The organism is Streptomyces sp. NPDC054047, assembly GCF_055585065.1.
This window is the reverse complement of record NZ_JBVJKV010000009.1, coordinates 152972-176910: the sequence shown is the minus strand read 5'-3', so window position 1 is coordinate 176910 and position 23939 is coordinate 152972. Positions and strand designations below refer to the sequence as shown.

The 23939-nt window shown below is 71.0% G+C and carries 21 protein-coding genes; 11 read left to right on the top strand and 10 right to left on the bottom strand.

Annotated elements, in window-relative coordinates; all coding sequences use genetic code 11:
• Nucleotides 1–78: 78 nt before the first annotated feature.
• From ACZ6ZP_RS29460 to ACZ6ZP_RS29445, 4 genes are all read left to right on the top strand, one after another.
• Entirely contained in the window at nucleotides 79–1347 is a 1269-nt protein-coding gene (locus tag ACZ6ZP_RS29460; RefSeq protein WP_351165086.1) for an exo-beta-N-acetylmuramidase NamZ family protein, read from the top strand.
• Between the two features lie 158 nt (nucleotides 1348–1505).
• Entirely contained in the window at nucleotides 1506–2834 is a 1329-nt protein-coding gene (locus ACZ6ZP_RS29455; protein ID WP_469408988.1) for an erythromycin esterase family protein, read from the top strand.
• A gap of 131 nt (nucleotides 2835–2965) precedes the next feature.
• Complete coding sequence (locus ACZ6ZP_RS29450) at nucleotides 2966–4219, top strand: MFS transporter (protein WP_351165160.1); 1254 nt, start codon at nucleotides 2966–2968, stop codon at nucleotides 4217–4219.
• Nucleotides 4220–4287: 68 nt separating this feature from the next.
• The gene (locus ACZ6ZP_RS29445) at nucleotides 4288–5559 is read left to right on the top strand and encodes a serine-threonine protein kinase (protein WP_361463007.1); all 1272 of its coding nucleotides are present in this window, start codon (nucleotides 4288–4290) and stop codon (nucleotides 5557–5559) included.
• Nucleotides 5560–5581: 22 nt separating this feature from the next.
• Here the strand turns inward: ACZ6ZP_RS29445 and ACZ6ZP_RS29440 are convergent, their stop codons facing one another.
• Nucleotides 5582–8395 carry a penicillin acylase family protein gene (locus tag ACZ6ZP_RS29440; protein ID WP_366462623.1) on the bottom strand — a complete coding sequence of 938 codons (2814 nt, stop codon included), beginning with the start codon at nucleotides 8393–8395 and terminating at the stop codon, nucleotides 5582–5584.
• 249 nt (nucleotides 8396–8644) lie between these two features.
• On the opposite strand from ACZ6ZP_RS29440, the gene ACZ6ZP_RS29435 reads away from it, so the two are divergent.
• Nucleotides 8645–9253 carry a hypothetical protein gene (locus ACZ6ZP_RS29435; RefSeq protein ID WP_351165091.1) on the top strand — a complete coding sequence of 203 codons (609 nt, stop codon included), beginning with the start codon at nucleotides 8645–8647 and terminating at the stop codon, nucleotides 9251–9253.
• 33 nt (nucleotides 9254–9286) lie between these two features.
• Here ACZ6ZP_RS29435 and ACZ6ZP_RS29430 read toward each other — a convergent pair whose 3' ends face one another.
• A complete protein-coding gene (locus tag ACZ6ZP_RS29430) occupies nucleotides 9287–9805 on the bottom strand; it encodes a hypothetical protein (protein WP_351165092.1) in 519 nt (172 codons plus the stop codon).
• A gap of 40 nt (nucleotides 9806–9845) precedes the next feature.
• Between ACZ6ZP_RS29430 and ACZ6ZP_RS29425 the strand changes: the two genes are divergently transcribed.
• Entirely contained in the window at nucleotides 9846–10568 is a 723-nt protein-coding gene (locus tag ACZ6ZP_RS29425) for a 3-keto-5-aminohexanoate cleavage protein (protein WP_361462998.1), read from the top strand.
• Between the two features lie 443 nt (nucleotides 10569–11011).
• Here the strand turns inward: ACZ6ZP_RS29425 and ACZ6ZP_RS29420 are convergent, their stop codons facing one another.
• On the bottom strand, nucleotides 11012–11593 hold the full coding sequence (locus ACZ6ZP_RS29420) for a helix-turn-helix domain-containing protein (RefSeq protein WP_351165094.1): 582 nt from the start codon (nucleotides 11591–11593) through the stop codon (nucleotides 11012–11014).
• Between the two features lie 101 nt (nucleotides 11594–11694).
• Here ACZ6ZP_RS29420 and ACZ6ZP_RS29415 point away from each other — a divergent pair, with 101 nt between their 5' ends.
• Both ACZ6ZP_RS29415 and ACZ6ZP_RS29410 read left to right on the top strand, forming a co-directional pair.
• Nucleotides 11695–12843, top strand: a complete 1149-nt coding sequence (locus tag ACZ6ZP_RS29415) for an aryl-sulfate sulfotransferase (RefSeq protein ID WP_361462995.1) — start codon at nucleotides 11695–11697, stop codon at nucleotides 12841–12843.
• 4 nt (nucleotides 12844–12847) lie between these two features.
• Nucleotides 12848–14158, top strand: coding sequence for a uracil-xanthine permease family protein (locus ACZ6ZP_RS29410; protein WP_366462619.1), 1311 nt, complete (start codon nucleotides 12848–12850; stop codon nucleotides 14156–14158).
• Here the strand turns inward: ACZ6ZP_RS29410 and soxR are convergent.
• Nucleotides 14115–14582: a redox-sensitive transcriptional activator SoxR gene (soxR, locus tag ACZ6ZP_RS29405; RefSeq protein WP_351165097.1), complete on the bottom strand. Its 468-nt coding sequence runs from the start codon at nucleotides 14580–14582 to the stop codon at nucleotides 14115–14117. The two genes, ACZ6ZP_RS29410 and soxR, sit on opposite strands and share 44 nt — an antisense overlap.
• 95 nt (nucleotides 14583–14677) lie before the next feature.
• Between soxR and ACZ6ZP_RS29400 the strand changes: the two genes are divergently transcribed.
• Nucleotides 14678–15142 (top strand): MaoC family dehydratase, encoded by a 465-nt coding sequence (locus ACZ6ZP_RS29400; protein ID WP_383818051.1) that lies wholly within the window; start codon nucleotides 14678–14680, stop codon nucleotides 15140–15142.
• A gap of 28 nt (nucleotides 15143–15170) precedes the next feature.
• On the opposite strand, the gene ACZ6ZP_RS29395 is transcribed toward ACZ6ZP_RS29400, so the two are convergent.
• The 3 genes from ACZ6ZP_RS29395 to ACZ6ZP_RS29385 form a co-directional block, all read right to left on the bottom strand.
• Nucleotides 15171–15794 (bottom strand): TetR/AcrR family transcriptional regulator, encoded by a 624-nt coding sequence (locus ACZ6ZP_RS29395; protein ID WP_351165099.1) that lies wholly within the window; start codon nucleotides 15792–15794, stop codon nucleotides 15171–15173.
• A 68-nt stretch (nucleotides 15795–15862) separates the two neighbouring features.
• Nucleotides 15863–16153 carry a YiaA/YiaB family inner membrane protein gene (locus tag ACZ6ZP_RS29390; RefSeq protein ID WP_351165100.1) on the bottom strand — a complete coding sequence of 97 codons (291 nt, stop codon included), beginning with the start codon at nucleotides 16151–16153 and terminating at the stop codon, nucleotides 15863–15865.
• Nucleotides 16154–16252: 99 nt separating this feature from the next.
• Nucleotides 16253–17404 (bottom strand): acyl-CoA dehydrogenase family protein, encoded by a 1152-nt coding sequence (locus ACZ6ZP_RS29385; protein WP_361462987.1) that lies wholly within the window; start codon nucleotides 17402–17404, stop codon nucleotides 16253–16255.
• A gap of 107 nt (nucleotides 17405–17511) precedes the next feature.
• Between ACZ6ZP_RS29385 and ACZ6ZP_RS29380 the strand changes: the two genes are divergently transcribed.
• Together ACZ6ZP_RS29380 and ACZ6ZP_RS29375 are read left to right on the top strand one after the other, a co-directional pair.
• On the top strand, nucleotides 17512–18162 hold the full coding sequence (locus ACZ6ZP_RS29380) for a TetR/AcrR family transcriptional regulator (protein WP_366462616.1): 651 nt from the start codon (nucleotides 17512–17514) through the stop codon (nucleotides 18160–18162).
• Between the two features lie 612 nt (nucleotides 18163–18774).
• A complete protein-coding gene (locus ACZ6ZP_RS29375) occupies nucleotides 18775–19842 on the top strand; it encodes an urea transporter (protein WP_351165105.1) in 1068 nt (355 codons plus the stop codon).
• Here the strand turns inward: ACZ6ZP_RS29375 and ACZ6ZP_RS29370 are convergent.
• The 3 genes from ACZ6ZP_RS29370 to ACZ6ZP_RS29360 all read right to left on the bottom strand — a co-directional run bounded on the left by ACZ6ZP_RS29370 (nucleotide 19808) and on the right by ACZ6ZP_RS29360 (nucleotide 23928).
• On the bottom strand, nucleotides 19808–21157 hold the full coding sequence (locus ACZ6ZP_RS29370; protein ID WP_361462981.1) for an MFS transporter: 1350 nt from the start codon (nucleotides 21155–21157) through the stop codon (nucleotides 19808–19810). The two genes, ACZ6ZP_RS29375 and ACZ6ZP_RS29370, sit on opposite strands and share 35 nt — an antisense overlap.
• 264 nt (nucleotides 21158–21421) lie before the next feature.
• On the bottom strand, nucleotides 21422–22504 hold the full coding sequence (locus ACZ6ZP_RS29365) for a Zn-dependent alcohol dehydrogenase (protein WP_469408983.1): 1083 nt from the start codon (nucleotides 22502–22504) through the stop codon (nucleotides 21422–21424).
• Between the two features lie 35 nt (nucleotides 22505–22539).
• Complete coding sequence (locus ACZ6ZP_RS29360; protein WP_351165110.1) at nucleotides 22540–23928, bottom strand: aldehyde dehydrogenase family protein; 1389 nt, start codon at nucleotides 23926–23928, stop codon at nucleotides 22540–22542.
• Nucleotides 23929–23939 lie beyond the last annotated feature (11 nt).

Genomic DNA, 23939 nt, shown 5'->3' with positions numbered 1-23939 from the left:
CCAGGTTCGTTCCCCGGCGGAGGTCCGCGCGCTAGCGTGCGTGGCCATGACAGCCACCGCGCTCACGGAGGTCTCTGCATGAACCTGTCCCGAGGCAGTCTGTCCAGACGGGGCCTGCTGGCCGCCACCACCGTCACGGCCCTCACCTCGGCGGCGCCCGCGTCCGCCGCGTCCGGCGGGGGCGGATCGGGCGGCGGCCGGCGGCTGCGCACCGGCTTCGAGCGCCTCGCCGCCGACGGGTACGCGCTCCTGGACGGGGAGCGGGTCGGCGTCGTCACCAACCCGACCGGAGTCACCAGGGACGTACGCCACATCGTCGACGTCATGCACGCCGACGAGCGCGTGAACCTGGTCGCGGTGTTCGGCCCCGAGCACGGCTTCCGGGGGACGGCCCAGGCGGGCGGCTCCGAAGGGCGCTACGACGACCCGGCGACCGGGCTCCCCGTCTACGACACGTACCAGAAGAGCGGCAAGGCCCTGGCCGACATCTTCACGGCCTCCCGCGTCGACACGATCGTCTTCGACATCCAGGACGTGGGGGCGCGCTTCTACACGTACATCTGGACGCTCTTCGACTGCATGGAGTCGGCCGAGCTCGCGGGCAAGCGGATCGTGGTCCTGGACCGGCCGAACCCGGTGACGGGGCGCGGCGCGTACGGGCCGGTGCTGCACAAGGAGTTCGCGACGTTCGTCGGACGGCAGCCGATCTCGCAGGCGCACGGGATGACCGTGACGGAACTCGCGCTGCTGTTCAACGGCGAGTTCCTGGAGCGCCCCGCCGACCTGGAGACCGTACGGATGACGGGATGGAAGCGCACCGACTTCTACGACGCGTCCGAGCTGCCCTGGGTGCCGCCGAGCCCGAACATGCCCACGCCCGAGACCGCCCTGGTCTACAGCGGCACCTGCCTCTTCGAGGGCACGAACCTCTCCGAGGGGCGCGGCACGACCCGCCCCTTCGAGCTGCTCGGCGCGGAGGGCATCGACCGGAAGTGGGCGGCCGCCGCCAATGACGCCGGGCTGCGCGGCGTCGATTTCCGGGAGGCGTACTTCGCCCCGACGTTCTCCAAGTTCCAGGGCAAGACGATCGGCGGCGTCCAGCTCCACGTGCACGACCGCGACGCGTACGACCCGGTGCGCACCGGCATCGCGCTCCTGGTGACCGCCAAGAAGGTGTGGAGCGGGTTCGCCTGGCGCCCCGACAACTGGATCGACAAGCTGACGGGCTCGACGCGGGTCCGCACCATGATCGACGCGGGTGCGGGCACGGACGAGGTGGTGGGCGGCTGGCACGACGATCTCGCGCGGTTCCGTGCGGTGCGCAGACGCTACCTGCACTACCGGTAGGCGCCCCAAGGGGCGCGGGGTACCGCGCGACCAGCCACGACGCACCCGCGGGTAGGGCAGGCCCCACCGGCGAAAGGGTGCCTGCCGGATGGCAGACACTCCCGGCCGGCCGGGATCGTGATCCTCAACTCCGTGAGACCGAGTTGAGGAGATACCGCATGGCTCGCACAGCACGGCGCACCGTGCCACTCGCGCTGGTCGGCACGCTCGGCCTGGGAGCGCTCGTCGCACCCCAGGCCGCGCGCGCGGCGCCCGGAACCGCCGACCCGCTGCCCGCGATCGAACGCGCGGCCCACCCCCTGCGCTCCACCGACCCCGGCGGCTCCACCAAGGACCTGCGGCCGATGGGCCGGATGGTGGGTGACGCTTCGGTGGTGGGCCTGGGCGAGGCCACACACGGTTCGCACGAGTTCTTCACCATGAAGGACCGGGTCTTCCGCTACCTCGTGGAGGAGAAGGGGTTCACCACCTTCGCGCAGGAGGTCAGCTGGACGACGGGGCTGCGCTTCGACGCCTACGTGCGCGGGGGCAAGGGCGACGTGCGCGAGCTGGTCCACAAGGAGCTGGCGAAGACGCCCTGGGACACGAAGGAGTACGTCGAGCTCCTGACGTGGATGCGCGCGTACAACGACAGGCATCCGGACCGCCAGGTGCGCTTCATGGGCAACGACCTCAACTACCCGGAGATCGGCGCCGAGTTGTTCGACGGGGTCGAGGACTACGTCCGCGCGCACGACCCCGGGCTGCTCCCCAGGATCACCGAGCTGTACGCGCCGATCCGCCGCCTCGCGGACGGGGACACGTACATGGCCAGACCCCTGGCGGAGCGCAAGAAGCTGGCCGGGAACACGCGCGAGGCGCTCGATCTGATGAAGGGGCTCCAACCCTCCGCCGCCGATGGGAAGTTCGCCGTCGCCCTGCACCACGCCCGGTCCGTCTCTCAGACGTCCACGATCTACGCCTTCCCCTTCGACACCCCCGAAGGCGTCAAGGACGGCATGCTGTACCGCGACCGTCTGATGGCACGGAACACCGCCTGGTGGCAGCGGCACACCGGCGAGAAGGTGCTCCTGTCGGCCCACAACGCCCATGTCGGGTACGAGAGTTACGACCCGCGCTACCCGAAGATGCAGGGTGCCTTCCTGCGGGACCGGCTCGGCAAGCGCTACGTCAGCGTCGGATTCACCTTCGACCGTGGCTCACTCATGGCGCAGAGCGCCGAATCCGAGGTGTGGAAGCCGCGTTCCGTGGGCGCGGCCACCCGCGGCATGAACGAGTACACGCTCGACAAGGTGCGCCACGACGACTACTTCCTGGACATGCGGACCGCTCCCGCGACCGCCCGCACGTGGCTGGCGAAGGGCCGGCTGACCAAGAGCATCGGCACGGCCTTCCCGGACGGCCCGCACAAGATCCGGCTCGCGCCCTCGCACGACATCCTCGTCCATCTGCACCGCGTCACCGCAGCTCACCGCCAGTCTCAATGACCGAGACGAGCCGCCCCGGGTATTGACTGGCCCATACATCCAACGTGAGAGTGCCGCTCGTGCACAGCGAAATCTCACCAGAGAAGACCCAGCCGGACGCCGGACCCGAGCCGGACGCGAGCCCCGAGAGCATGCGCCGGGTGGCCGTGGCCTCGTTCATCGGCACGGCCATCGAGTTCTACGACTTCTACATCTACGGCACGGCGGCCGCGCTCGTCCTGAACGAGGCGTTCTTCCCGACCCTGGACCCGGTCAACGCCACCCTCGCCTCCTTCTCCACCTACGCGGTGGCGTTCGCGGCGCGGCCCATCGGGTCGGTGATCTTCGGACACTTCGGCGACCGGGTCGGGCGCAAGTCGGTGCTGGTGGCCTCGCTGCTGCTCATGGGCCTCTCGACGGCGCTCGTCGGACTGCTGCCGGGATACGGCACGTTGGGCGTCTGGGCGCCGATCCTGCTGATCCTGCTGCGCTTCCTCCAGGGCATCGGCCTGGGCGGCGAGTGGGGCGGGGCGGCGCTGCTCGCGGTGGAGCACGCGCCGAGGAAGAAGCGCGGAATGTATGCCGCCTTCCCCCAACTCGGCCCGTCCGTCGGGTTCTTCGCGGCGACCGGCGTCTTCTGGCTGCTGTCCGCCGTCCTCTCCGACGAGGCGTTCCGGACCTGGGGCTGGCGCGTGCCGTTCCTGCTCTCCTTCCTCCTCGTCGGCGTCGGACTCTTCGTGCGCATGCGCATCAGCGAGACGCCGGTCTTCGCGAAGGTCATGGACGCTCAGGAGGCCAGCAAGGTCCCCGCGCTCGACGTACTGCGGCGCCATCCGCGCGAACTGCTGCTCGGCGCGGGCGGGATGATCGTCGCGTACGGCCTCTTCTACACGGCGACGACGTACTGCCTCGCCTACTCCACCGGCACCCTGGGCGTCTCCCGCGACACCATGCTGGGCCTCTCGCTGGTCGCCTGCCTCTTCCTCGCGGCCGGTACGTGGCTCGCCGCGACCCGTTCCGACGCAGCGGGACGGCGCAAGCTGATCCTCGCGGGCGCCGGGCTCGCCGTCGTGTGGGGTCTGGTGCTCTTCCCCCTCCTGGACACCGAGCAGCCGGTGCTCATGGCGCTCGCGCTCGGCGGCGCGCTGTTCTGCATGGGCGTGGTCTACGGCCCGATGGGCGCCTATCTGCCCGAGCTGTTCGGCACGAACGTGCGCTACTCGGGCGCCTCGCTCGCCTACAACCTGGGCGGCGTGCTGGGTGGCGCGGTCTCCCCACTGGTGGCGACGCGGCTCCAGTCCGCCTTCGGGTCCTCGTCGGTGGGCTGGTACGTGAGCGCGATGGCCGTCGTGTCCCTGGTGTGTGTTCTCGCGCTGCCGGAGACCCGCGAGCGCGAACTGGCCTGAGACCGGCGCGAACTCATGTGCTGCGGGACATCTGGTCAGTACAGCGGGGCCGCAGGACGATGGGCCGTGTGGAGCCCTACTGGGAACTGACCTTCGACGCCGACGGCGATGTCGACACCACGCAGCGCGACCACCTTCTGGCCCAGGTGGACGACGAACGCGTCACCGATCTCCTCGTCCTCGCGCACGGCTGGAACAACGACCAAGACATGGCGACCGACCTCTACCGACGGTTCTTCGCTCCGTGCCAGGACCTCGCGGGCCCACGCGTACGCCTGGGATACGTGGGCGTGCTCTGGCCGGCCATCCGCTTCCCCGACGAGCCGATCCCGGACTTCGAACCCTCGGCCGCGGCCACCGGCCCCGGCCCGGCACCGGGCGCGGGCCCCCTCCTGGACGAGCCCACCCGGCTCCTCCTGTCCCGCGCGTTCCCCGGCCAGGACGACGAACTGCGGCGCATCGGCGAGCTGCTGGCGGAGCGCTCCGAGGTGCCCTCGCGCCTCTACGAGTACGGGCGCCTCGTACGCAACCTGGTCGCCGTGCACCAGAACAGCGCCGCCTGGCGCTTCGCCAACGACACCTGGACGGGCCTGCCCGCCATGCTGACCGACGACGCGGTCGAGGTGTGCCAGATCTTCGCCGCGGCGATGGAGGGCACCGGACAGCAGGAGCTCTTCGGCAGCCTGCGCAAACGGCTCTGGAACGGCGCGCACGAACTCCTGCGCCAGGCCAGCTACTACGCCATGAAACGCCGGGCGGGCTCCGTGGGCCAGCTGGGCCTCGGCCCCGCGATCGGGCTGCTCGCCCGCGAGGCGCCGGACGTACGGGTGCATCTGATCGGGCACAGCTTCGGGGCACGGCTCGTGTCGTACGCGCTGCGCGGGATGCCCGCGTCGGTGCGCAGCGTGAAGTCCACGACGCTGCTCCAAGGGGCCTTCTCGCACTACGCGTTCTCCAAGCGGCTGCCGCACGCGCCCTCGCGCAGCGGCGCGCTCAGCGGGGTGCAGAGGCGGATCGACGGCCCGCTGGTGTCCTGCTACTCCCGCCACGACGACGCCCTGGGCAAGCTCTATCCCCTGGCGTCGAAGACCGCCGGGGACTCCTCGACCTTCCTCGGCCTCTGGGAGCGCTGGGGCGCCATCGGCTACGACGGCATCCGGGCCGTGGACGGCGCCAAGCGCGTCAAGCTGGGCCGGGCCATCCCCGGCAAGGGGTGCGTGAGCGTGGACGCCTCGTCGGTCGTGCGGCGCGGCGGTCCGCCCGCCGGCGCGCACAGCGACATCTGCCACGAGGAGCTGGCGCGTGTCGTGTTCGCCGCCGGGCGGATCGCTCTGGCGTGACTCCTTTGCCGCTAGCGTGCCGCTAGCGGTGCTTGGGGAACTCGACGACCTGCTGGTACGTGGGCCGGTTCTGCCACTGGATCGGCCCGTGCGTGATGCCGCCGAGCGCCCGGTGGACGATCGAGTCCGCGCACCACTGGTTGCCGGCCGCGCAGCTCGCGTCACCGGGGTAGACCTCGGTCGCGGGCTTGGCGATGGCCTGCGCGAGGGTGCTCAGGAGCGCGTCACGGCAGGCGTCCAGCTTCCCCTCGCCGCAGTACGTCTCGCCGAGCCTGCCCTCCACGGGCTGCCCGAGGACGGCCCGCAGGTCCTTGTCGGCATAGCCCCACCAGCCGTACTGGAAGGCCGATCCGGCGTGCGCCCCGGTCGGGCCGTGCCCGGCGGAGGGTGACTCGTCGGTGCCGAGCTGCGCCGTCAGCGCCTCGTAGAGATCCTTGCCCATGCCCGGCTTGAACTCGGCCTCGATCAGGAGGGGCCACCAGGCGTCCATGACGCGTACGGCGTCGGGGTGGGCGTACGTCTTGGAACCCGCCGCCGTCTGGTTGCGCTGCGCCCCGGCCTTCCGCCAGGCCTCCAACTGTTCCAGGGCCTTGGCCTGCTGGGGGTCGGTGACGGGTTTGCTGCGCACCACCTTGAGCAGTTCGGGCAGCACCTGTTCGCCGCGCAGGTCGGTGACCGCCGCCTCGGACATCGCCCGGGTCAGCGAGGCCCGCGTCACGCCGCCGTCCTCGGTGAGCTTCTTCACCCGTCCGTCGAGCAGGTCGCCGCGGTGCACGGCGCTCACGCCGAAGCCAGCGGTGCTGAAGTCCTTGGCCTGCTTGTTGTTCCAGGAGATGTAGTAGTCCTGGTTGACGGACTGCGGGTGCTCCTTGGACGGGGTCCGCGCCGAGGTGTTGTTCTCGGGGTCGAAGTCCCGCCATTCGTAGGCCTCTTGGGCCATCACCGGCAGCGCGGGGTCGATGTCGTCGGCGCGCCGCGGGTTGGCGCCGCTGTTGTAGTACGCGGTGTCGCGCGAGTCGGCGTAGAACCAGTTGAAGGCGTAGCTGATGTTCTCGGTGGCCTTCATGAAGGACGACGCGTCCTTGACGTACGACGGGTCGTTCAGCATCTGGAAGCCGATGATCGAGTCGGCCTCGTGGCGGTAGGTGGAGCGCAGCGAGACGTACGCGACGGGCTTGCCGTCGACGTTCGCGCGGTGCGTCACGACGCCGTACTTCGTGCGGAACACCTGCATGCGGTAGGAGCCGGCGGCGGTGGAGTCGGCGAGGGTCGGCTTCCAGGCGTTCTTGCGCTCCAGCTTCTCCATGGGAGTGCAGGTGCCGTGGTGGCGGTAGTGGGTGGACTGCTTCGTGGGGGCGCCGCCGCCCGGTTCGCAGAGCTCGACGGCGTACGTGTCCGTGATGTCCTGCCCGGCGGACGTGGCCGACCAGGCGTAGTCCTGGCCGCGCCCCAGCTGGACGTACATGCCGACGCCCGCGAAGGAGACGCCGCGCGCGCTGATGCCGGGGCCCTGGAGCTCCTGCTGCATCAGGAGCTGGGGGGCGAAGTAGCCGGTCTGCGGGCCGAAGACGGCCACGGGGTTGCCGCTCGCGGTGTGCTTGCCGGAGACCAGGAGGGCGTTCGACATGCCCTTCTTGTGGCCGTCCTGCTTGAACAGGTCGGCGGGCAGCACGCCCTTGTCGTACATCCCCTGGAGCGGTCTCAGCTTCCTGGGCGCCTTCACCGGGTCCTTGGCCGCGCTCTTGGCGCCGCCCTCGCGGTCGTACACGAGCTGTTCGCGCTCGACGGACCCCGCGTCGGGCATCGCGGTGCCGCGGGCGTCCTTGGGCTTGCCCGCGTACGGGAAGCTCGTGCCGTCGTGGATGGTCTGGACGGCCTCGGGGTCGTTGCGGGCGCGGAAGGACTCCCAGACCTTCGTGCCCTTCTCGACGCCGTACTTCTCCTGGGACTTGAGCAGGGAGAGGGCCGATTCGACCTCTCCGCCGCCGCCGTTGCCGAAGAGACCGCCGACGACGGACGCGAGCGCGATCATGTCGGTGATCTTGAAGGGCTCGATCTCGCCGATGTTGGTGATCGCGTCGATCTTGCCGGTGAGGACGTACTCGCCGGGGAAGTAGCGGCCGTTCTTCGACTTCACGCGGTAGGCGTTGAGACCGTCGATGTAGGCCTGCGCGTCCTCCATCGCCTGCTTGCCGCGCTCGCCCTGCGTCGACCTGATGTATTCGACCTGCTTCTCCAGGTCCTTCTCGGTGTACGGGGCCTGCGGCCAGAACTGCTGCTCGAGGCCCTGGTTGGCCGGCGCGCCGCCCGCGAACGAGGTCAGCTCGCCGCGGCCGATGTGCCGGAACAGATCGATGAGCCAGAGCCGGTCCTGCCCGGCCGCGAAGCCCGCGCCGAACTCGGTGCCGTAGCGCGTGCTGCCCTTGATGTGCGGGATGCCGTACTTCTTGTCCCGGGTGATCGTCACGTCGTCGCGGGGCCGGGTGACGGAGGCGACCTGGCCGTCGCGGACGCCGAAGGAGGCGTCGTTGAAGAACTCCGTCAGCTTGTCGTCGGTGAGGGACGGATACCCGGAGGAGAGCGCGTCGTAGGGCCCCAACTGGTCGTTCGCGTGCTTGGGCTGGGTACCGAGGACGCGGTGGGCGAGTATCTCGGCGAGCGTGGCGTTGCCGTTCGCGCCGGGCGGCAGCACGTCGGCGCACTGCCCCTCGCAGTAGTCGGTGGCCTGCGGCGGCTCCTCGGCGGCCGTTCCCGGCTGCGGCGAGAGGAGGGACGCCGCGAGCGCGAACGCCGCGGTGGCGGTGAGGGTTCTGAGCCGGACGATGCGCTGTCGCATGTGTGCTCCTCTGGGCTCCGCTTGTGCTCCTGTGGGAGGGAGTTGGGGCGGAGGTTACTGGCGGGTTGCCGAACCCGGAAGATGAACATGCGTCGCCTTTCCAGAATCCCCACATCGTCACTGCTCACAGCCCCTCATCGCGGGCACGATGACGTTTATCTGAAATCGGATGGGCCATAAGGGAGCCGAATCGCGTGTCGATACGTCTACTCGGCAACGTCCGAGAACGTGTGACGGAGGTGCAGGGCGATGGCCGGATTCCGGAGTCTCGCGAGACAGGTGCGTGATCCGCTGAGCGATTTGGCACTGCGACGGTACTCGCTGCGCAAGTGCCTGGAGAGGTTCGCCCCCTACGGCCACCGGGCGACCTGGGACCATCTGTGTTCCCGAGCGGGCTTCGGCCCCGAGGACCGGTCGCCCGACCCGGCGCGGCTGGTGGCCGCGCTCGACGAACTGGAAGCGGCGCGGGCGGTCTGGCTCGCCTACGAGGAGGGCTTCGCGGAGCGCCGCCGCAAGGAGAAGCACGACGGGCTGCGCCGGCCCGGCAGCGAGGACGACTGGCACCGGTGCACCTGGGGAGGGTGCGGGGTCGCCTGGTGCGACGACCCCGGCGTCCACCCCTCCGAACCACTCGCCGAGGTACTGCGCAGGCTGATCGCGGCGCTCGAGCGGGAGCCGGGCACGGTCTGCCCGGTGTGCTCCCGCTCCGACCTCGTCTGGACGCACGGCCTGGCGCACGAGCCCTCTTCGGGCGCCGTCTGCACGGGCTGCGGAATCGTGGTGCCGGCCCCGGTGCTCACGCCCGCGGCGATGGCACGGGCGCGGGCACGGCGGGCACGACCGCTGGTCTCGGCGTGAGGCCCCGGAGCTCGACGTCCAGTCGTACGGCGGCTAGGGCGTCGCCACGTCCGACTGTATGGCCAGCTTGAACTCGGCGAACATGAGCGGCACGGCGATCTTCACGTCGCCCGGTCCGCGCGCCGATATCTTCAGGCCGACCGGTGTCCGCGGATGCACGAACATCTGCCAGGTGTGCGTGCGGTACTGCCCGCCCCTGGTGGGCACCCAGTCGGTGGTGGCCGTCGAGTCGTACCCCGTGGAGCCGCCGAGCGGATCGCGCACATAGCGCGCGCGGTACTCGGTGGGCCGGTCGTCCGGCTCCCAGAAGATCATCGCCGACAGGGTGCCCCAGCCGTCGTGGCTCGGCCAGATGAGCCCCGACCGGGCGTCCGGGAACTGCGAGGGGTTGGTGCTCCCCTTGCCCGGGTCGTGCATGTGCCACGGGTCGTACGACTCCTCGGTGCCCGCGTACGGGAACCGCACGAGGTGGTAGCCGTCGCTGTCGTACTTGATCTTCTGCGGTCCCGTGCGCGCGGCGCTCCACAGCAACGAGCAAATGGCGATTCCCATCGGCCTTCCCCCTGTGTGTCCTCGTCTGTGCTGTCCTGTGGTGATGCAGGTATGTGTGAACGGCGCCCGCGGCGCGGGCGATGGAGCGTTGATCCCCATGTCTCCCGGGGCGATGGCCGAGTCCGTGGCGCAGGCCGTCGCCGCCGGCGCACGGGATGTTCATGTTCACCCCAAGTCCCCTTGTGGACAAGACTCGTTGACGCCGCGTGCGGTTGCGGCCGCGCTGGAAGCGATCCGTTCCGTGACCTCCGTCCCCGTCGGCGTGACCACGGGGTCGTGGGCCGAACCGGACCCGGCCGACCGGGTGGCGCACATCCGCGCGTGGACGGTGCTGCCCGACCACGCGTCGGTCAACTGGCACGAGCCGGGCGCCGAAGCGGTGGCCGAGGCGCTCCTGGACCGCGGGGTGGGCGTGGAGGCGGGCATCTGGTCGGGCACGGACGGCGCTGAACGCTTCACGGCGTCAGCGCTCGGCCCGCGCGTCCTGCGGGTGCTGGCCGAGGTGACGGACCCGGACCCCGCCACGGCCCGCGACTCGGCCCGCGCCCTCCTCACCGTGCTCGGCCGGGCACACGGCCGCCCCGTCCTGCTGCACGGCGAGGAGGAGGGCACCTGGCCGGTGCTGCGCCTGGCGGGACGACTGGGGCTCGCGACACGCATCGGCCTGGAGGACACGCTGGTCCTGCCGGACGGCGAACGGGCAACGTCGAACGCCCAGTTGATATCGGCCGCCCTCTCCCTGCTGAGCACGCCACCCCACTAGGCCGGGCGCACTCCCGACGGCAGGCGCGGCGCGCCACCACCCACAAATCCCCTGGCTCCACCGCTTTGCCATCGCCACTGCGCCTGCCCGTACGGCACATAGAACCCAGGAGCCCGTCGACGCCCTCGAACCGGCCCAGGTAGGGCCTGCACCGCGCGGGTGGCCGCCAACGGCAGGGGACGACTCACCCAAGCCACCGGAGACCAGCCCCCGTGCACCCGCAGCCGGGAGCGCGCGGGAGGGGACGGGAGGGGACGGGCCGGTATGTCCGCCCGGAGCACGGCTCCCGGCACTCCGGGGCCGAAGTACCCAGGCGGCCACTGGACGACAGCGAGGACGGACATACCGGCGCGGCACCGCACCCACCCACAGACCGGACCCGCAGCACGCCCCACAGCCCGCAGCCGCCACCGCACCACCCACGGAGAGACACCGCACCCGCCTCAGCGGCCCCGCTCGTCCGTCACCCTCACGCCGTCCGCGATCCCGACCACCAGGACCCGCGTCCCCTCCTCCAACGGACGCCACCGGTGCGGCAGTTCAGCCGCGCAGTACAGCGTGTCCCCGCGGTCCAGGCGGTACACCGAGCCGTCCGCCTCCACCTCCGCCGAACCGTCCGCCACGTACAGAATCTCGTCGTTCCGGTGGCGGTACTCACGGCCCCAGTCGTGGTCGCCCGTGAACTCCAGGGCGTGCAGCCGCTGGTGGCCGCGGACCAAGGGGCGCATGCGGGCACCCTCGCCCTCCCCCACCGAAGCCGATCCACCGCGCACCACATCCACCGGGCGCGGCGGATCCGCCGAGGCCAGCAGCTGCACCGCCGTCGTGTCCAGGGCGTCGGCGATCCGCTGCAGCGAGCCCATGCTGGGCCGGGAGCGCCCGTTCTCCACCTGGCTCAGGAACGGCGCCGAGACCCCCGCCCGCGCCGCCACATCGGCCAGCGTCAGATCCAGGGCGCGGCGCAATCTGCGGATCCCGGGACCCACCTGCGGAGCACCCGCACCATTCACATCCCTCGCACCCATGTCCCTCAGCCTATCCCCCGGGTTAACCTCTTTCGCACTGCTTAAGAAACTTAAGCAACCCCCGACAGCACCAGCCGGCAGTCGACGAGAGGACAGCCCCCATGCCCCACGTAGACCAGAACCAGCGCCGCCGCCGCGGCACCGGCCTGATGGCCCTGGACGAGGACGCCACCTACGGCGGCTACACCCTCTTCGCCCCCCTCACCGGCAACGGCGAGGTCTACCTGATCGACGCCCACGGCGAGATCGCCCACCAGTGGAACCTCCCGCACCGCCCAGGACGCCACGCCCGGATCCTCCCGAACGGAAACCTCGCCTACAACGGCGTACTCCCCGACGAGCCCGCCCTCTTCCCCATGTGGCACAAGTACCGCGGCGGGATCATGCAGGAGATCGCCCCGGACGGCACGGTCCTGCGCGAGCACCGCGACCGCCACCAGCACCACGACGCGCACCACTACGGCGACGGCCGGCTCCTCTACACCGCTCTCGAACCCCTGACCGGCGCGGACGCGGCGGCCGTACGCGGCGGAGTGCCCGGCTCCGAAGCGGCCGACGGCACCGTCTGGGCGGACACCATCGTCGAGGTGGACGCCGCGGGCAACACCACCTGGCAGTGGAAGGTCTCCGAACACCTGGACCGCACCGCCTTCCCCCTCCACCCCGACTACGCCCGCGAGCACTACCCCCTCATCAACAGCGTCCTGCCGACGAGCGACGGCAACATCCTCGCCAGCTTCCGCTCGGTCTCCGCCGTCGTCGTCATATCCCGCGAGACGGGCGAGATCATCTGGCGCTCCGAGCCCGGCGTCGTCTCCCAGCAGCACTGCCCCACCGAGCTGCCGAACGGCAACTTCCTCGTCTTCGACAACGGCGTGTTCCGGCCGCACTGGGACGTTCCGTTCAGCCGGGTCGTCGAGATCGAGCGCTCCAGCGGGAAGGTGGTCTGGGAGTACCACGACCCGGCCCGCGAGTCGTTCTTCGCGCCGTTCATGGGCAGCGCCCAGCGCCTCCCGAACGGCAACACCCTGGTCACCGACTCCCCCGAGGGCCGCCTCTTCGAGGTGACCGCGGACGGCTATCTGTGCTGGGAGTACGTCGTGCCGTTCTTCGGCGGCTACGAGGAGGAAGAGGTCCGCAAGCTCTTCCCCTCCGAGCCCAACGCGGTCTTCCGCGCCTACCGTTACGCCCCCTCCGAACTGCCCTGGCTCGACCACGACGACCCGACGCCCGCCCCAGCGAAGGGCTGAGCCCGTGGTGGCCGCCGTCGACGAGCGCCTCCCGCTCCCGCGCCTCGCGCCGCTCGCCCTCCAGCACCTGCTCGCCGGGATCGCGGCGCCCGTCTCCTCCGTGATCCTGATCGGCACGACGCTGCGCCTGACCCCCGGTCAGACGGCCTCGCTGCTCAGCGCCACCCTGGTGCTGTGCGGCATCGGGGCGCTGCTCCAGTCCCTCGGGGTGCGGGCGCTGCGCGTCGGCGCCCGGCTGCCGTTCCTGATGCTGCCCGGCGGCGCCGCGGTGGCGATCTTCCTGCAGATCGGCAAGGAGTACGGGGCCGCGACGGCGTCCGGCTCCGTCCTCATCGCCGCGGTGTTCCTGATCTGCGTACTGCCCTTCTACGGACGCGTCGTGCGGCTGTTCCCGCCCCTGGTGATGGGCACGACCGTCGTCCTGATCGGCATCAACATGATCAAGGTGACCGCGCCGATGGTGGCGTCGGGACCCGGCCCCGGCTTCGCGACGCTCGGCGTCATCGCGGTCCTCTTCCTCGTCCTGCGGGGCGTGTGGCGGCAGATGGCGGTGCTCCTCGGCCTCGCGGCCGGCACGGCCATCGCGCTCCTGCTCGGCACGGACATCCATCTCGCGTCCGGCGCCGCGTTCGCCCTGCCGGACCCCTTCCCCTACGGCGCCCCGCGCTTCGACCTGCTCGCCGCGATCCCGCTGCTCGTCTTCGCGCTCGCCTCGCTGGCCGAGGCCACCGGCCAGACGGTGCTCAACAGCGAGGCGGTCGGCCGCACCCCGGACGCGGGCCGGGACGTGCCGCGCATCGCCCGCGCCGACGCCCTCGTCTCGCTGGGCGCCGGTGTCTTCGGTACGTCGCTGATGGTGACCAGCGCCGAGAACATCGGCATCGTCCAACTCACCCGCGTACGCAGCCGGTTCGTGACGGCGGGCGCGGGCGTACTGCTCATCGTCTGCGGTCTGCTCACCCCGCTGACGCGACTGCTCGCCGCCATCCCCGAGCCGGTGGTCGGCGCGGCGGGCCTGGTGATCTACGCGGTGATCGCCGTCCTCGGCTTCAGCATGCTGTCCCGGGTCGACCTCACGCACGGCACCGACAGCGTGGTGGTCGCGCTCGCCCTGGTCGTGGGGCTGCTGCCGGTGATGACCCCGGACCTGTACGCGCCGCTGCCGTCCTGGGCGCACACCATCTTCGGCAGCGGAGTGGCGGCGGGGGCGCTCGCCGCGGTGATCCTGAGCGTGGCCTTCCGCCACCTGGGGCCGAGGGAGCGGCCCGAGGTCACGACCGGGGCCTGCGCTCCACCAACAGACGGGAGCCGGTGAGGCGGTCGCCGAAGACGTCGTCCGGGTTGGAGAGCACGCAGTTCTCCAGGGAGAGGCAGCCGCAGCCGATGCAGTCCGTGAGGTGGTCGCGCAGGCGTCCCAACTGATTGATCCGCTCGTCCAGTTCCGAACGCCACGCCTCCGAGAGGCGCGCCCAGTCCTCGCGGGTGGGGGTGCGCTCCTCGGGGAGCGAGTCGAGCGCCTCGCGGATCGTGGCGAGCGGAATACCGACGCGCTGGGCGGCGCGGACGAAGGCGACCCGGCGCAGCGCGTCACGGTGGTAGCGGCGCTGATTGCCCGAGGTGCGGCGGCTGGTGATCAGGCCCTTGGACTCGTAGAAGTGCAGGGCGGACACGGCCGCGCCGCTTCGGGCCGACAGCTGGCCGACCGTGAGCTCGTGGATCTTCTCTGGGATCTGGGGCACCCCTCCAACCCTAATGGCTGCTCCGTTGACACACGTCGACGCACACAGCATGCTGAGCAAGCGCTTAGTTCGATTACTTTGAGGAGGCCAGGGACATGGCAGAGCCGAGGATCTTCGCGTCGCCCGACGACCTGCGTGCCGGAGTCGGCGAGCAGCTGGGACACAGCGACTGGCTGGAGGTCGACCAGAAGCGGATCGACCTGTTCGCCGACGCCACGGGCGACCACCAGTGGATCCACGTGGACGCGGAGAAGGCGGCCCAGGGCCCCTTCAAGACGACCATCGCGCACGGCTATCTGACGCTGTCGCTGCTGCCGAGCCTGGTGCCGCAGGTCATGCGGGTCGATGGCATGAAGATGGGCGTCAACTACGGCACCAACAAGGTCCGCTTCCCCTCGCCGGTGCCCTCGGGCTCCCGCGTGCGCGCGACCGCCTTGCTCAAGGAGGTCGAGCCGACCAAGGACGGCGGCGTGCAGGTGACCGCCGTGGTCACCGTCGAGCGCGAGGGCAGCGAGAAGCCCGCCTGCGTCGCGGAGTCGGTCTCCCGCTACTACTTCTGAGCGCCCACCACTACTCCTGGGCCCACCACTACTTCTGGGCCCCCACCATCCGCAGCACGAGGTCGGCGTAGAGCGCGCCGACCTCGTCGGGCGTCCGCTGACCCGCGACGTTGAACCAGCGGGCCACGTCGATGCAGAGCGAGAGCACGGCCAGCGTGGTGCCCGGCACGTCGGGGACGTCGAACTCCCCGTCCCGCACCCCGTCGTTGATGATGTCGCGCACGGTGGCGTCCGACTGGCGGCGCAGCGCGACGATCTCCGTGCGGTGTTCCTCGCCGAGCGCGTCCAGCTCGTACTGGACCACGCGTGCGGTGGTGTGGTGGTCGGCGTGCCAGCGGACGAAGGAGCGTACGGCGTCGGCGAGCCGGTCCGCCGCGCTGCCCGGACCGTCGGCCGCGGAGCGCAGGACCCGCAGGGCCTTGTCGTGGCCGATCCTGCTGATGCGGTGGAGGAGCTCTTCCTTGGTCTTGTAGTGGATGTAGAGCGCCGCCGGGCTCATGCCGGCGCGGCCCGCGATGTCCCGGGTCGTCGTCGCGTGGTACCCACGCTCGGCGAAGGCCTCGACGGCGGCGATCAGCAGCCGCCGCGCCGCATCAGGCGTGACCTCGCCCCATGGCAGGTCCTCGCCCTCGGTCTTCTCCGCCGTGCTCATCGCCCACTCCTTCCGCCGGTCGGAGGGACACCATACCCCCGGCGGTGAGCAAGCGCTTAGGATGGCGGTCAGGCGATCGGCTTGAAGGGGTCGTGTTCGGCGAGGATCTTCTCCAGACGGGCCTGGTCGACACGGCTGACGAGCTGGCCGGCCTCCTGCTTGTCCCGGATCACCTTGGCGAGGGTGAACGCGGACGTCGTCAGGTACAGGACGGAGATGGCGAGGAAGGCGCGGATCCAGCCGCTGACGTCGAGGCTGTAGATGCCGACCGCAGTGGCGCCGAGGGCCACGGCGAACGACGCGACCGCCTGACCGTAGTAGGCGGTGGTGCCCTGCTGCTTGACCGGTGTCTCACTCATGATCAGAGCCTGGCCCGGGAGTGGCGGCGGCACATCCGCTGTCGTACTCAGGTCTCGTACTCAGTTCCCTTGCTCAGTTCCCTTGCTCAGAAGGCGCGTTCAGAACGCCGAGACCCCGGTCAGCGCGCGTCCGATGACCAGCTTCTGGATCTGGCTCGTGCCTTCGTAGAGCGTCATCACGCGCGCGTCGCGCAGCAGCTTGCCCGCGGGGTACTCGTCGATGTAGCCGTAGCCGCCGAAGACCTGGAGCGCGTTGTTGGCGGCGCGTACCGCGGCCTCGGACGCGAACAGCTTGGCCTTGGAGGACTCCGTGGTGAAGGGCTGCCCGCGGTCGATGAGGTCGGCGACCCGCCAGGTCAGCAGGCGTGCGGCGTCCACGTCCACCGCGATGTCGCTGATCAGCTCCTGCACCAGCTGGTGCCCCGCGATGGCCTTGCCGAACTGCTCGCGCTGGGTCGCGTACGTCACCGCCGCGTCGAGGGCGGCCTGGGCGATGCCCACGCACCCCGCGGCGACCGACATCCGGCCCTTGGCGAGCGCCGACATGGCGACCGAGAAGCCCTTGCCCTCGGGCGCCATCATGGCCGACGCCGGGACGCGTACGTCCTCGAGGACCAGCTCGGCGGTGGCCTGGCCGCGCAGGCCGAGCTTGCCGTGGATGGTGCGGCGGGTCAGGCCGGGGGTGTCCGTCGGCACGAGGAAGGCGGAGACGCCCTTGTGCCCGGGGGCGTCGTTCGTGCGCGCGAAGAGCAGCACGACGTCGGCCCAACTGCCGTTCGTGATGAACATCTTGGAGCCGTTGACGATGTAGTCGTCGCCGTCGCGCACGGCCTTCGTGGAGAGGTTCCCCGCGTCGGACCCCGTGCCCGGCTCGGTGAGCCCGAAGCAGCCGACGAGCTCACCGGAGGTGAGCCCGGGCAGCCACTGCCGCTTCTGCTCCTCGCTCCCCCAGTGCGCGATGGTCTTGGCCACGAGGCCCAGCGAGACCGACACGATGCCGCGTACGGAGGAGTCGCCGCGGCCCAGCTCCTCGGTCACCAGGCAGTACGCGAGGTGGTCGCCGCCCGAGCCGCCGTACTCCTCGTCGATGGTGAGCCCGAGGAAGCCGACCTCGCCGAGCTTCTTCACGATTGACCGGTCCACGCTCTCGGCGCGGTCCCACTCGATGACGTGCGGGGCGATCTCGCGGGCCACGAAGTCCTTGGCCAGCTGCCGTACGGCGGACTGCTCCTCGCTGAGCTCCAGATTCATCGGGGCACCTCTTCGGATCGACTCGGGGGAACGGTGTGCGGACCGGCATGGGGTTCGGATTTAAATTAGCACTGCTAGTTTCCTGCGGCAGCCCTACTATGTGCCGCATGGCCCGACCGCGCAAGCCCCTCCTCAGCCGAGAACGCATCGTCGAGACGGCGCGTGCGCTCGTGGACGCCGAGGGCCTCGCCGCCGTCTCGACGCGGCGCCTCGCCGCGGAGCTCGGGGTCAGCGGGCCTTCGCTCTACAACCACTTCCGCACCAAGGACGAGATCCTGGAGGCGGTCGCGGACTCGGTGAGCGCGCAGGTCGACCTGTCGATGTTCGAGGCCGCCGACGAGCGCGACTGGCGTACGGCGCTGCACGACTGGGCCGTCTCCTATCGCGCGGCGCTCACCCGGCACCCCAACATCGTTCCGGTGCTCGCGAGCGGTCCCGGCCGCCGGCCGGCCGGGCTGCGGCTCGCGGACGCGGTGTTCGGGGCGATGGTCGACGCGGGCTGGCCCGCCGCGCAGGCCACGTCGATCGGCGCGCTGATGCGGTACTTCATCATGGGCTCGGCGCTGGGTTCCTTCGCCGGTGGCTTCGTGGACGACGAGGCCGCGTACGACCCGGCCGACTATCCGCACCTGGGCCAGGCCCACCTCCTGGCCGAGCGCCAGCAGGAAATCGACGAACGGGCCTTCGAGACGGGCCTACGGGCACTGCTCGACGGCCTCGCGCTCCAGTACACGCAGGTGGCGACGCCTGCGGGATGACGGGCTGCGCCTGCCGGTCGCCGGTCGCCGTGCGGGACTCGTCCGTGGGTGGGTGCGGGGCCGACTGCGGGTCGTGGGGCGTGCTGCGGGGTCGGTCTGTGGGTGGGTGCGGGGCCGACTGCGGGTCGTGGGGCGTGCTGCGGGGTCGGTCCGTGGGTGGGTGCGGGGCCGACTGCGGGTCGTGGGGCGTGCTGCGGGGTCGGTCCGTGGGTGGGTGCGGGGCCGCGCCGGTATGTCCGTCCTCGCTATCGTCCGGTGACCGCCTGGGTACTTCGACACCGGAACGCCGCGAACCGTGCTCCGGGCGGACATACCGCCGCGTCCCCTCCCGCGCGCTCCCGACTGCGGACGCCGGGGCCAACCCGCCTCCCCGCCCACCCGTCACGCAGATCACCCGCCCGCCCACCCACTCATCCCTTGTCGCCGCGGGGTAATCGGGTGAGTGGGCGGGAAAGGCCTGTTCGTTGCGGGCAAGGCTGCGGGGGGAACGGGCGGGTGCGCGGGAGGGGTTTGTTCGTGGAAAGGCGGATGCGGGGCACCGTTCGGGCGGAAGTGGATGTAAAGTGCATCCGTCTTGTCGGGTGAAACATGGACGTAACACGGGAGTGAACCGTGGGGCATTCAACGGATGCCGGGTACCTGCCCTTTGACGTCGAGGGCGGGCCGCCCTCCCGTATACGGTCCTTCGCCACCGACGTCCTGCGCGGCCAGGCACAGGTCACCTTCCTGCCCAGCGCCGCAGCGGGCGGAATCTTCTGCGTGGCGCTCTTCGCGGCGGGCTGGGAGTACGGCCTCTACGGCCTGGCGGGCACGGCCGTCGGCACGGCCACCGCGCGACTCCTGGGAGCGGCGCACGACCGCGTCTCGACCGGGCTCGAAGGGTTCAACGCCTGCCTCACGGCGCTGTGTTTCGCCGTGTTCCTCGGCGCGGAGCACCTGTCCACGGCCGTGCTCGCCCTCGCGGGCTGCGTGGTCGTCACGGTCCTGACGGCGGCGGCGGTCAACCTCCTCGCCGTCGGGAACCTGCCTTCGCTCACCCTCCCGTACTGCCTGCTCGCCAGCGCCATGACGATCGCGGCGCCCGGCTTCGAACGGGTCTGGCACCACGGGGAGAGCCTGGCCGCGCTGCCGCGCGCGGCCACGGGCCCCACCTCGCTCCAACTCGCCGACCTGGCACGGGCGTTCTTCGCCGGCTTCGCCCAGATCTTCTTCATGCCGCAGTGGTACGTCGGTGCGGTGCTGCTCCTGGGCCTCTTCGTCGCGAGCCGCCGCGCGGGGGCCGTGGCGTGCCTGGGCAGCGTGGTCGGGACCGGTTCGGCATGGGCGCTCGGGGCGCCGGCCGCGCAGATCACGGACGGCACGATGGGATACAACTCGGTGCTCGTCGCGCTCGCACTGTGCGGCGTCTTCCTTCCCGCGCGGGGCGCGACGCTCGCGTACGCGACGGTGGGCGCCGCCACGGCGACCGCAGTGGCGGCGGCCATGTCGGCGCTCCTCGCGCCGTCCGGCGGGCACACGTTCACCTGGCCGTTCGTGCTGACGACGCTCGCGTTCCTGGCGGCGGCCAAGTCCTTCTCGCGGCTGTGTACGCCGACTCCGGCGCCGTCGGTCACGACGGCGCCGGAGTCCGCGGCCACCGGTGGTCTCAGCGGGAACTCGCCCGCCCCGCAAGCACCTTGATGGAGATCAGGGCGATCACCGCGAGGCCGATGATGTACGCGGAGACGGCCATCGACGTGCCCGTCGCCTCCAGGAGCAGCACCATCACGAACGGCGCGAGCCCGCCGCCGAACACGGCCGCGATCTGGTAGCCGAGCGAGGCTCCGGTGTAGCGCATCTCGGCCGTGAAGAGCTCCGCGAAGAGCGCCGCCTGCGGCCCGTACATGATGCTGAGGAAGCAACTGGTCACGAAGGTGCCGACGGCCAGCCACAGCAGCGAACCGGTGTCGATGAGCAGGAACATCGGCACGGCCCAGACCGCGAGCCCCGCGGCGCCCAGGGCATAGATCTTCAGCCGCCCGACGCGGTCGGACAGCGCGGCGGACGCCGGGATCAGGGCGAGCTGGGTGAGGCTGACGCAGAGCGAGACGGTGAGGACCGCGCTGCGTTCCATGTCGAGCTCGCGGGTGGTGTAGTCGAGGACGCCGGTGATGATGATGTAGAAGGTCGCGGTGTTCACCGCGAACGACCCCCCGGCCAGGAAGACGGTGCCGAGGTGGTGGCGCAGGATGGTGCGCAGGGGCGAGTTGCCCTCTTCTCCGACGGCGCCCTTCTGGCTCTTCTCCTTCTCGGCGAGCGCCCGCTCCGCCTCGCGGAACTCCGGCGTCTCCTCCACGCGGGTGTGGATGTACCAGGCCAGTACGAGGACCAGGAGGCCGACCATGAAGGGCACTCGCCAGCCCCACGCCTCGAAGGCGCTCTCGCTGGTGACGGCCCCGGCGATCAGGAAGACGGTGTTGGCGGTCACCACGCCGATCGGGACGCCGAGCTGGACCAGGCTGCCGTAGAGGCCGCGCTTGCCCTCGGGGGCGTACTCGGTGGCCATCAGCATCGCGCCGCCCCACTGCGCGCCGACCGCGATGCCCTGGAACACGCGGAGGGTGACGAGGAGGATCGGCGCGGCGATGCCGACCGCCTCGTACGTGGGCAGCAGGCCGATTCCTGTGGTGGACAGGCCCATGAGGGTCAGCGCGAGGACCAGCATGGGCTTGCGGCCACGCTTGTCGCCGAGGTGGCCCGCGATGATGCCGCCGACCGGACGGGCCAGGAAGCCGACGGCGAAGGTGGCGAACGCGGCGAGCACTCCGGCGGAGGAGCTGCCGGAGGGGAAGTACAGGTCGCCAAGGACGAGGGCGGCGGCGATGCCGAAGACGAAGTAGTCGTACCACTCGACGGCCGAGGCGAGGGCGGCAGCGGTGGCCACCTTGCGGCGGTGGGGATCCGCCGGTGACGCGGGAGCGGAGAGGGGTGCTACGGAGGTCGGTGCGGGGTCCATGCGGGTGCACACTCCGGTGGGTCCGGGGACGGGACAGGGGGTGGGCGTGTGATTGCAGGGACCGTACCGACCGGTGGGTATGTGGTCAACGGTTCAGGCAGACAGGCTTCTTCCCCGGCCCCGCCCCTCCCCGAAGACCCGCTCGGCGCGGAGCCTTGGTCACCGGCTTCGCCGAGTTCGTCCTCGATCGCCGGACGGGCTGAGATGTCAGCCCGTCCGGCGGTCGAGGACGTCTTGTGCGGGTCCGGGGCGGAGTGTCGGGGACTAGAACACCACCAGCGCCCGGCCCCCCTTGCCCGCGACCATGTTCTCGAAGGCCGCCGGAATCCCGTCGAGGGCGATCCGGTCCGTCACCAGGCCACTCAGGTCGAACCGCCCCGCCCGGATGTGATCGGCGAGGACCGGCAGGTCCACCGCCGGGTCCGAGTTCCCGTACACGCACCCGGACAACGTCCGCCCCCAGTGGAAGATCTCCAGGGCGTTGAAGGTGACCTGCTGGTCCTTGCCGCCGATGCCGACCACCGTCGCCCGGCCGCCGCGCCGCGTGGACTCCCAGGCCGTACGGATCGTCACCGCACGCCCCACGCACTCCACCGCCACGTCCACGCCCTGCCCGCCGGCCAGCCCGCGGATGTCCTTCGCCGTCCTCTCGGAGGCGACCACGTACTCCGTGGCCCCGGCGGACCGCGCCAACTCCTCCTTCTCCGGGGTCACATCGATCGCGATGATCTTCGAGGCGCCCGCGATCCGTGCCGCCTGGAGGGTCGCGAGGCCCACTCCCCCGACCCCGAAGACCGCCACCGTCTCGCCCTCGCGGACCTTCGCCGAGTGGTGCACGGCGCCGTACCCGGTGAGCACGGCGCAGCCGAGGAGCGCCGCGTCCGTCAGCGGGACGCCGTCGGGCGCGGGCAGCACGCAGTTGGCCGCGACCACCGTCTCCTCGGCGAACGCGGCGACGTTCAGGCCGGGGTGGAGGTCCGCGCCGTCCGAGGCGCGGCGGGCGTACACGTCGGCCGCACCGGCCAGCGCGTTCACGCACAGCCACACCTCGCCGAGCGAGCAGGGGTGACAAGTGCCGCAGGAGGGAGCCCAGTTGAGGACCGCCCCGTCGCCCGGTGCGACATGCGTGACGCCGTCGCCCACGGACACCACCGTCCCCGCGCCCTCGTGCCCGAGCACGGCCGGTACGGGCACCCGCATCGTGCCGTTGGTCAGGGACAGGTCGGAGTGGCAGACCCCGGCGGCGGCGAGACGCACCCGCACCTGGCCGGGGCCCGGCTCGGGCAGGTCGATCTCGGTGATCTCCAGGGGAGAGCCGACGGCGGGCAGAACAGCGGCGCGGACCACGGTGACGTACTCCTTGTGAAGGCGCGGAACGGGGTTCAGAACTGGAGGGACTTCGTCTGGAGGTACTCGGCGAGGCCGTGCGGGCCCAGCTCCCGGCCCACTCCCGACTGCTTGTAACCCCCGAACGGGGCGAGGGGGTTGAAGCTGCCGCCGTTGATGTCGACCTGTCCGGTGTCCATGCGGCGGGCGAAGGCGATCGCCTCCGCGTCGTCGGCCGCCCAGACCGCGCCCGCGAGCCCGTACACGGTGCCGTTGGCGATCCGCAGGGCCTCGTCCTCGTCCTCGTACCTGATGATCGAGACGACCGGGCCGAAGATCTCCTCCTGGGCGATCGTCATCTCGGGGGTGACGTCGGCGAAGACCGTCGGCTGGACGAAGTAGCCCTGCTCACGCGGTGCTTCGGAGCCGCCGGCCACCACGCGGGCGCCCTCCTCGACCCCCTTGTCGATGTAACCGCGCACGCGCGCCTGCTGCTTGGCGTTCACGACGGGGCCGATGCGGGCGCCGTACTTGGCCGCGGCGTCGGCGGCGAGGGAGACCGCCTCGTCGTACCGCGCGGAGTCCACCAGCATCCGGGTCCACGCGCTGCACGTCTGACCGGAGTTGGACATGACGTTGGCGACGCCCGCCTTGACCGCCTTGGTCAGGTCGGCGCTGGGCAGGATGACGTTGGCGGACTTGCCGCCGAGCTCCAGGGCGACGCGCTTGACCGCGGCGCCCGCGGTCGCGCCGATCTGCTTGCCGACCGCCGTCGAGCCGGTGAAGGAGACCAGGTCGACGTCCTCGTGCTCGGCGAGCGCCTGACCGGCGACCGGACCGAGGCCGGTGACCAGGTTGAAGACACCGGCGGGGATGCCCGCCTCGTGCGCGGCCTCGGCGAAGAGCTGGGCGGTGAGCGGGGTGTCCTCGGCGGGCTTCAGGACCACCGTGCAGCCGGCGGCGAGCGCGGGGGCCACCTTGTTGACGATCTGGTGGAGGGGGTAGTTCCACGGCGTGATCGCGCCGACCACGCCGACCGGCTCCAGGTAGACCGTGGAGTTGCCGATCTTCTCCTCGAAGGCGTACGTCGCGGCGAGATCGGCATACGAACCGGAGACCAGGATCGGCACGCCCGCGTGCACCATCTGCGAGAACGGGAGCGGGGAGCCGAGCTCCGCCGTCACCGTCTCGGCGATCTCGTCCTTGCGCGCGACCAGCTGGTCGCGCAGGGCGCCGATGAGCGCGCCGCGCTCGGCGGGCGGGGTGGCGGCCCAGGAGGGGAAGGCCTCGCGGGCGGCACGTACCGCCGCGTCGATGTCCTGTGCCGTACCGGCGGGGACCTGGCCGATCGGCTGCTCGTCGGCCGGGTTCAGGACCGTGATCGTGTCCGTGCCGACGGCGGGCCGCCAGGCACCGCCGATGTACATGCCGTCGTGGGCCTTCATCGCACTCCTCA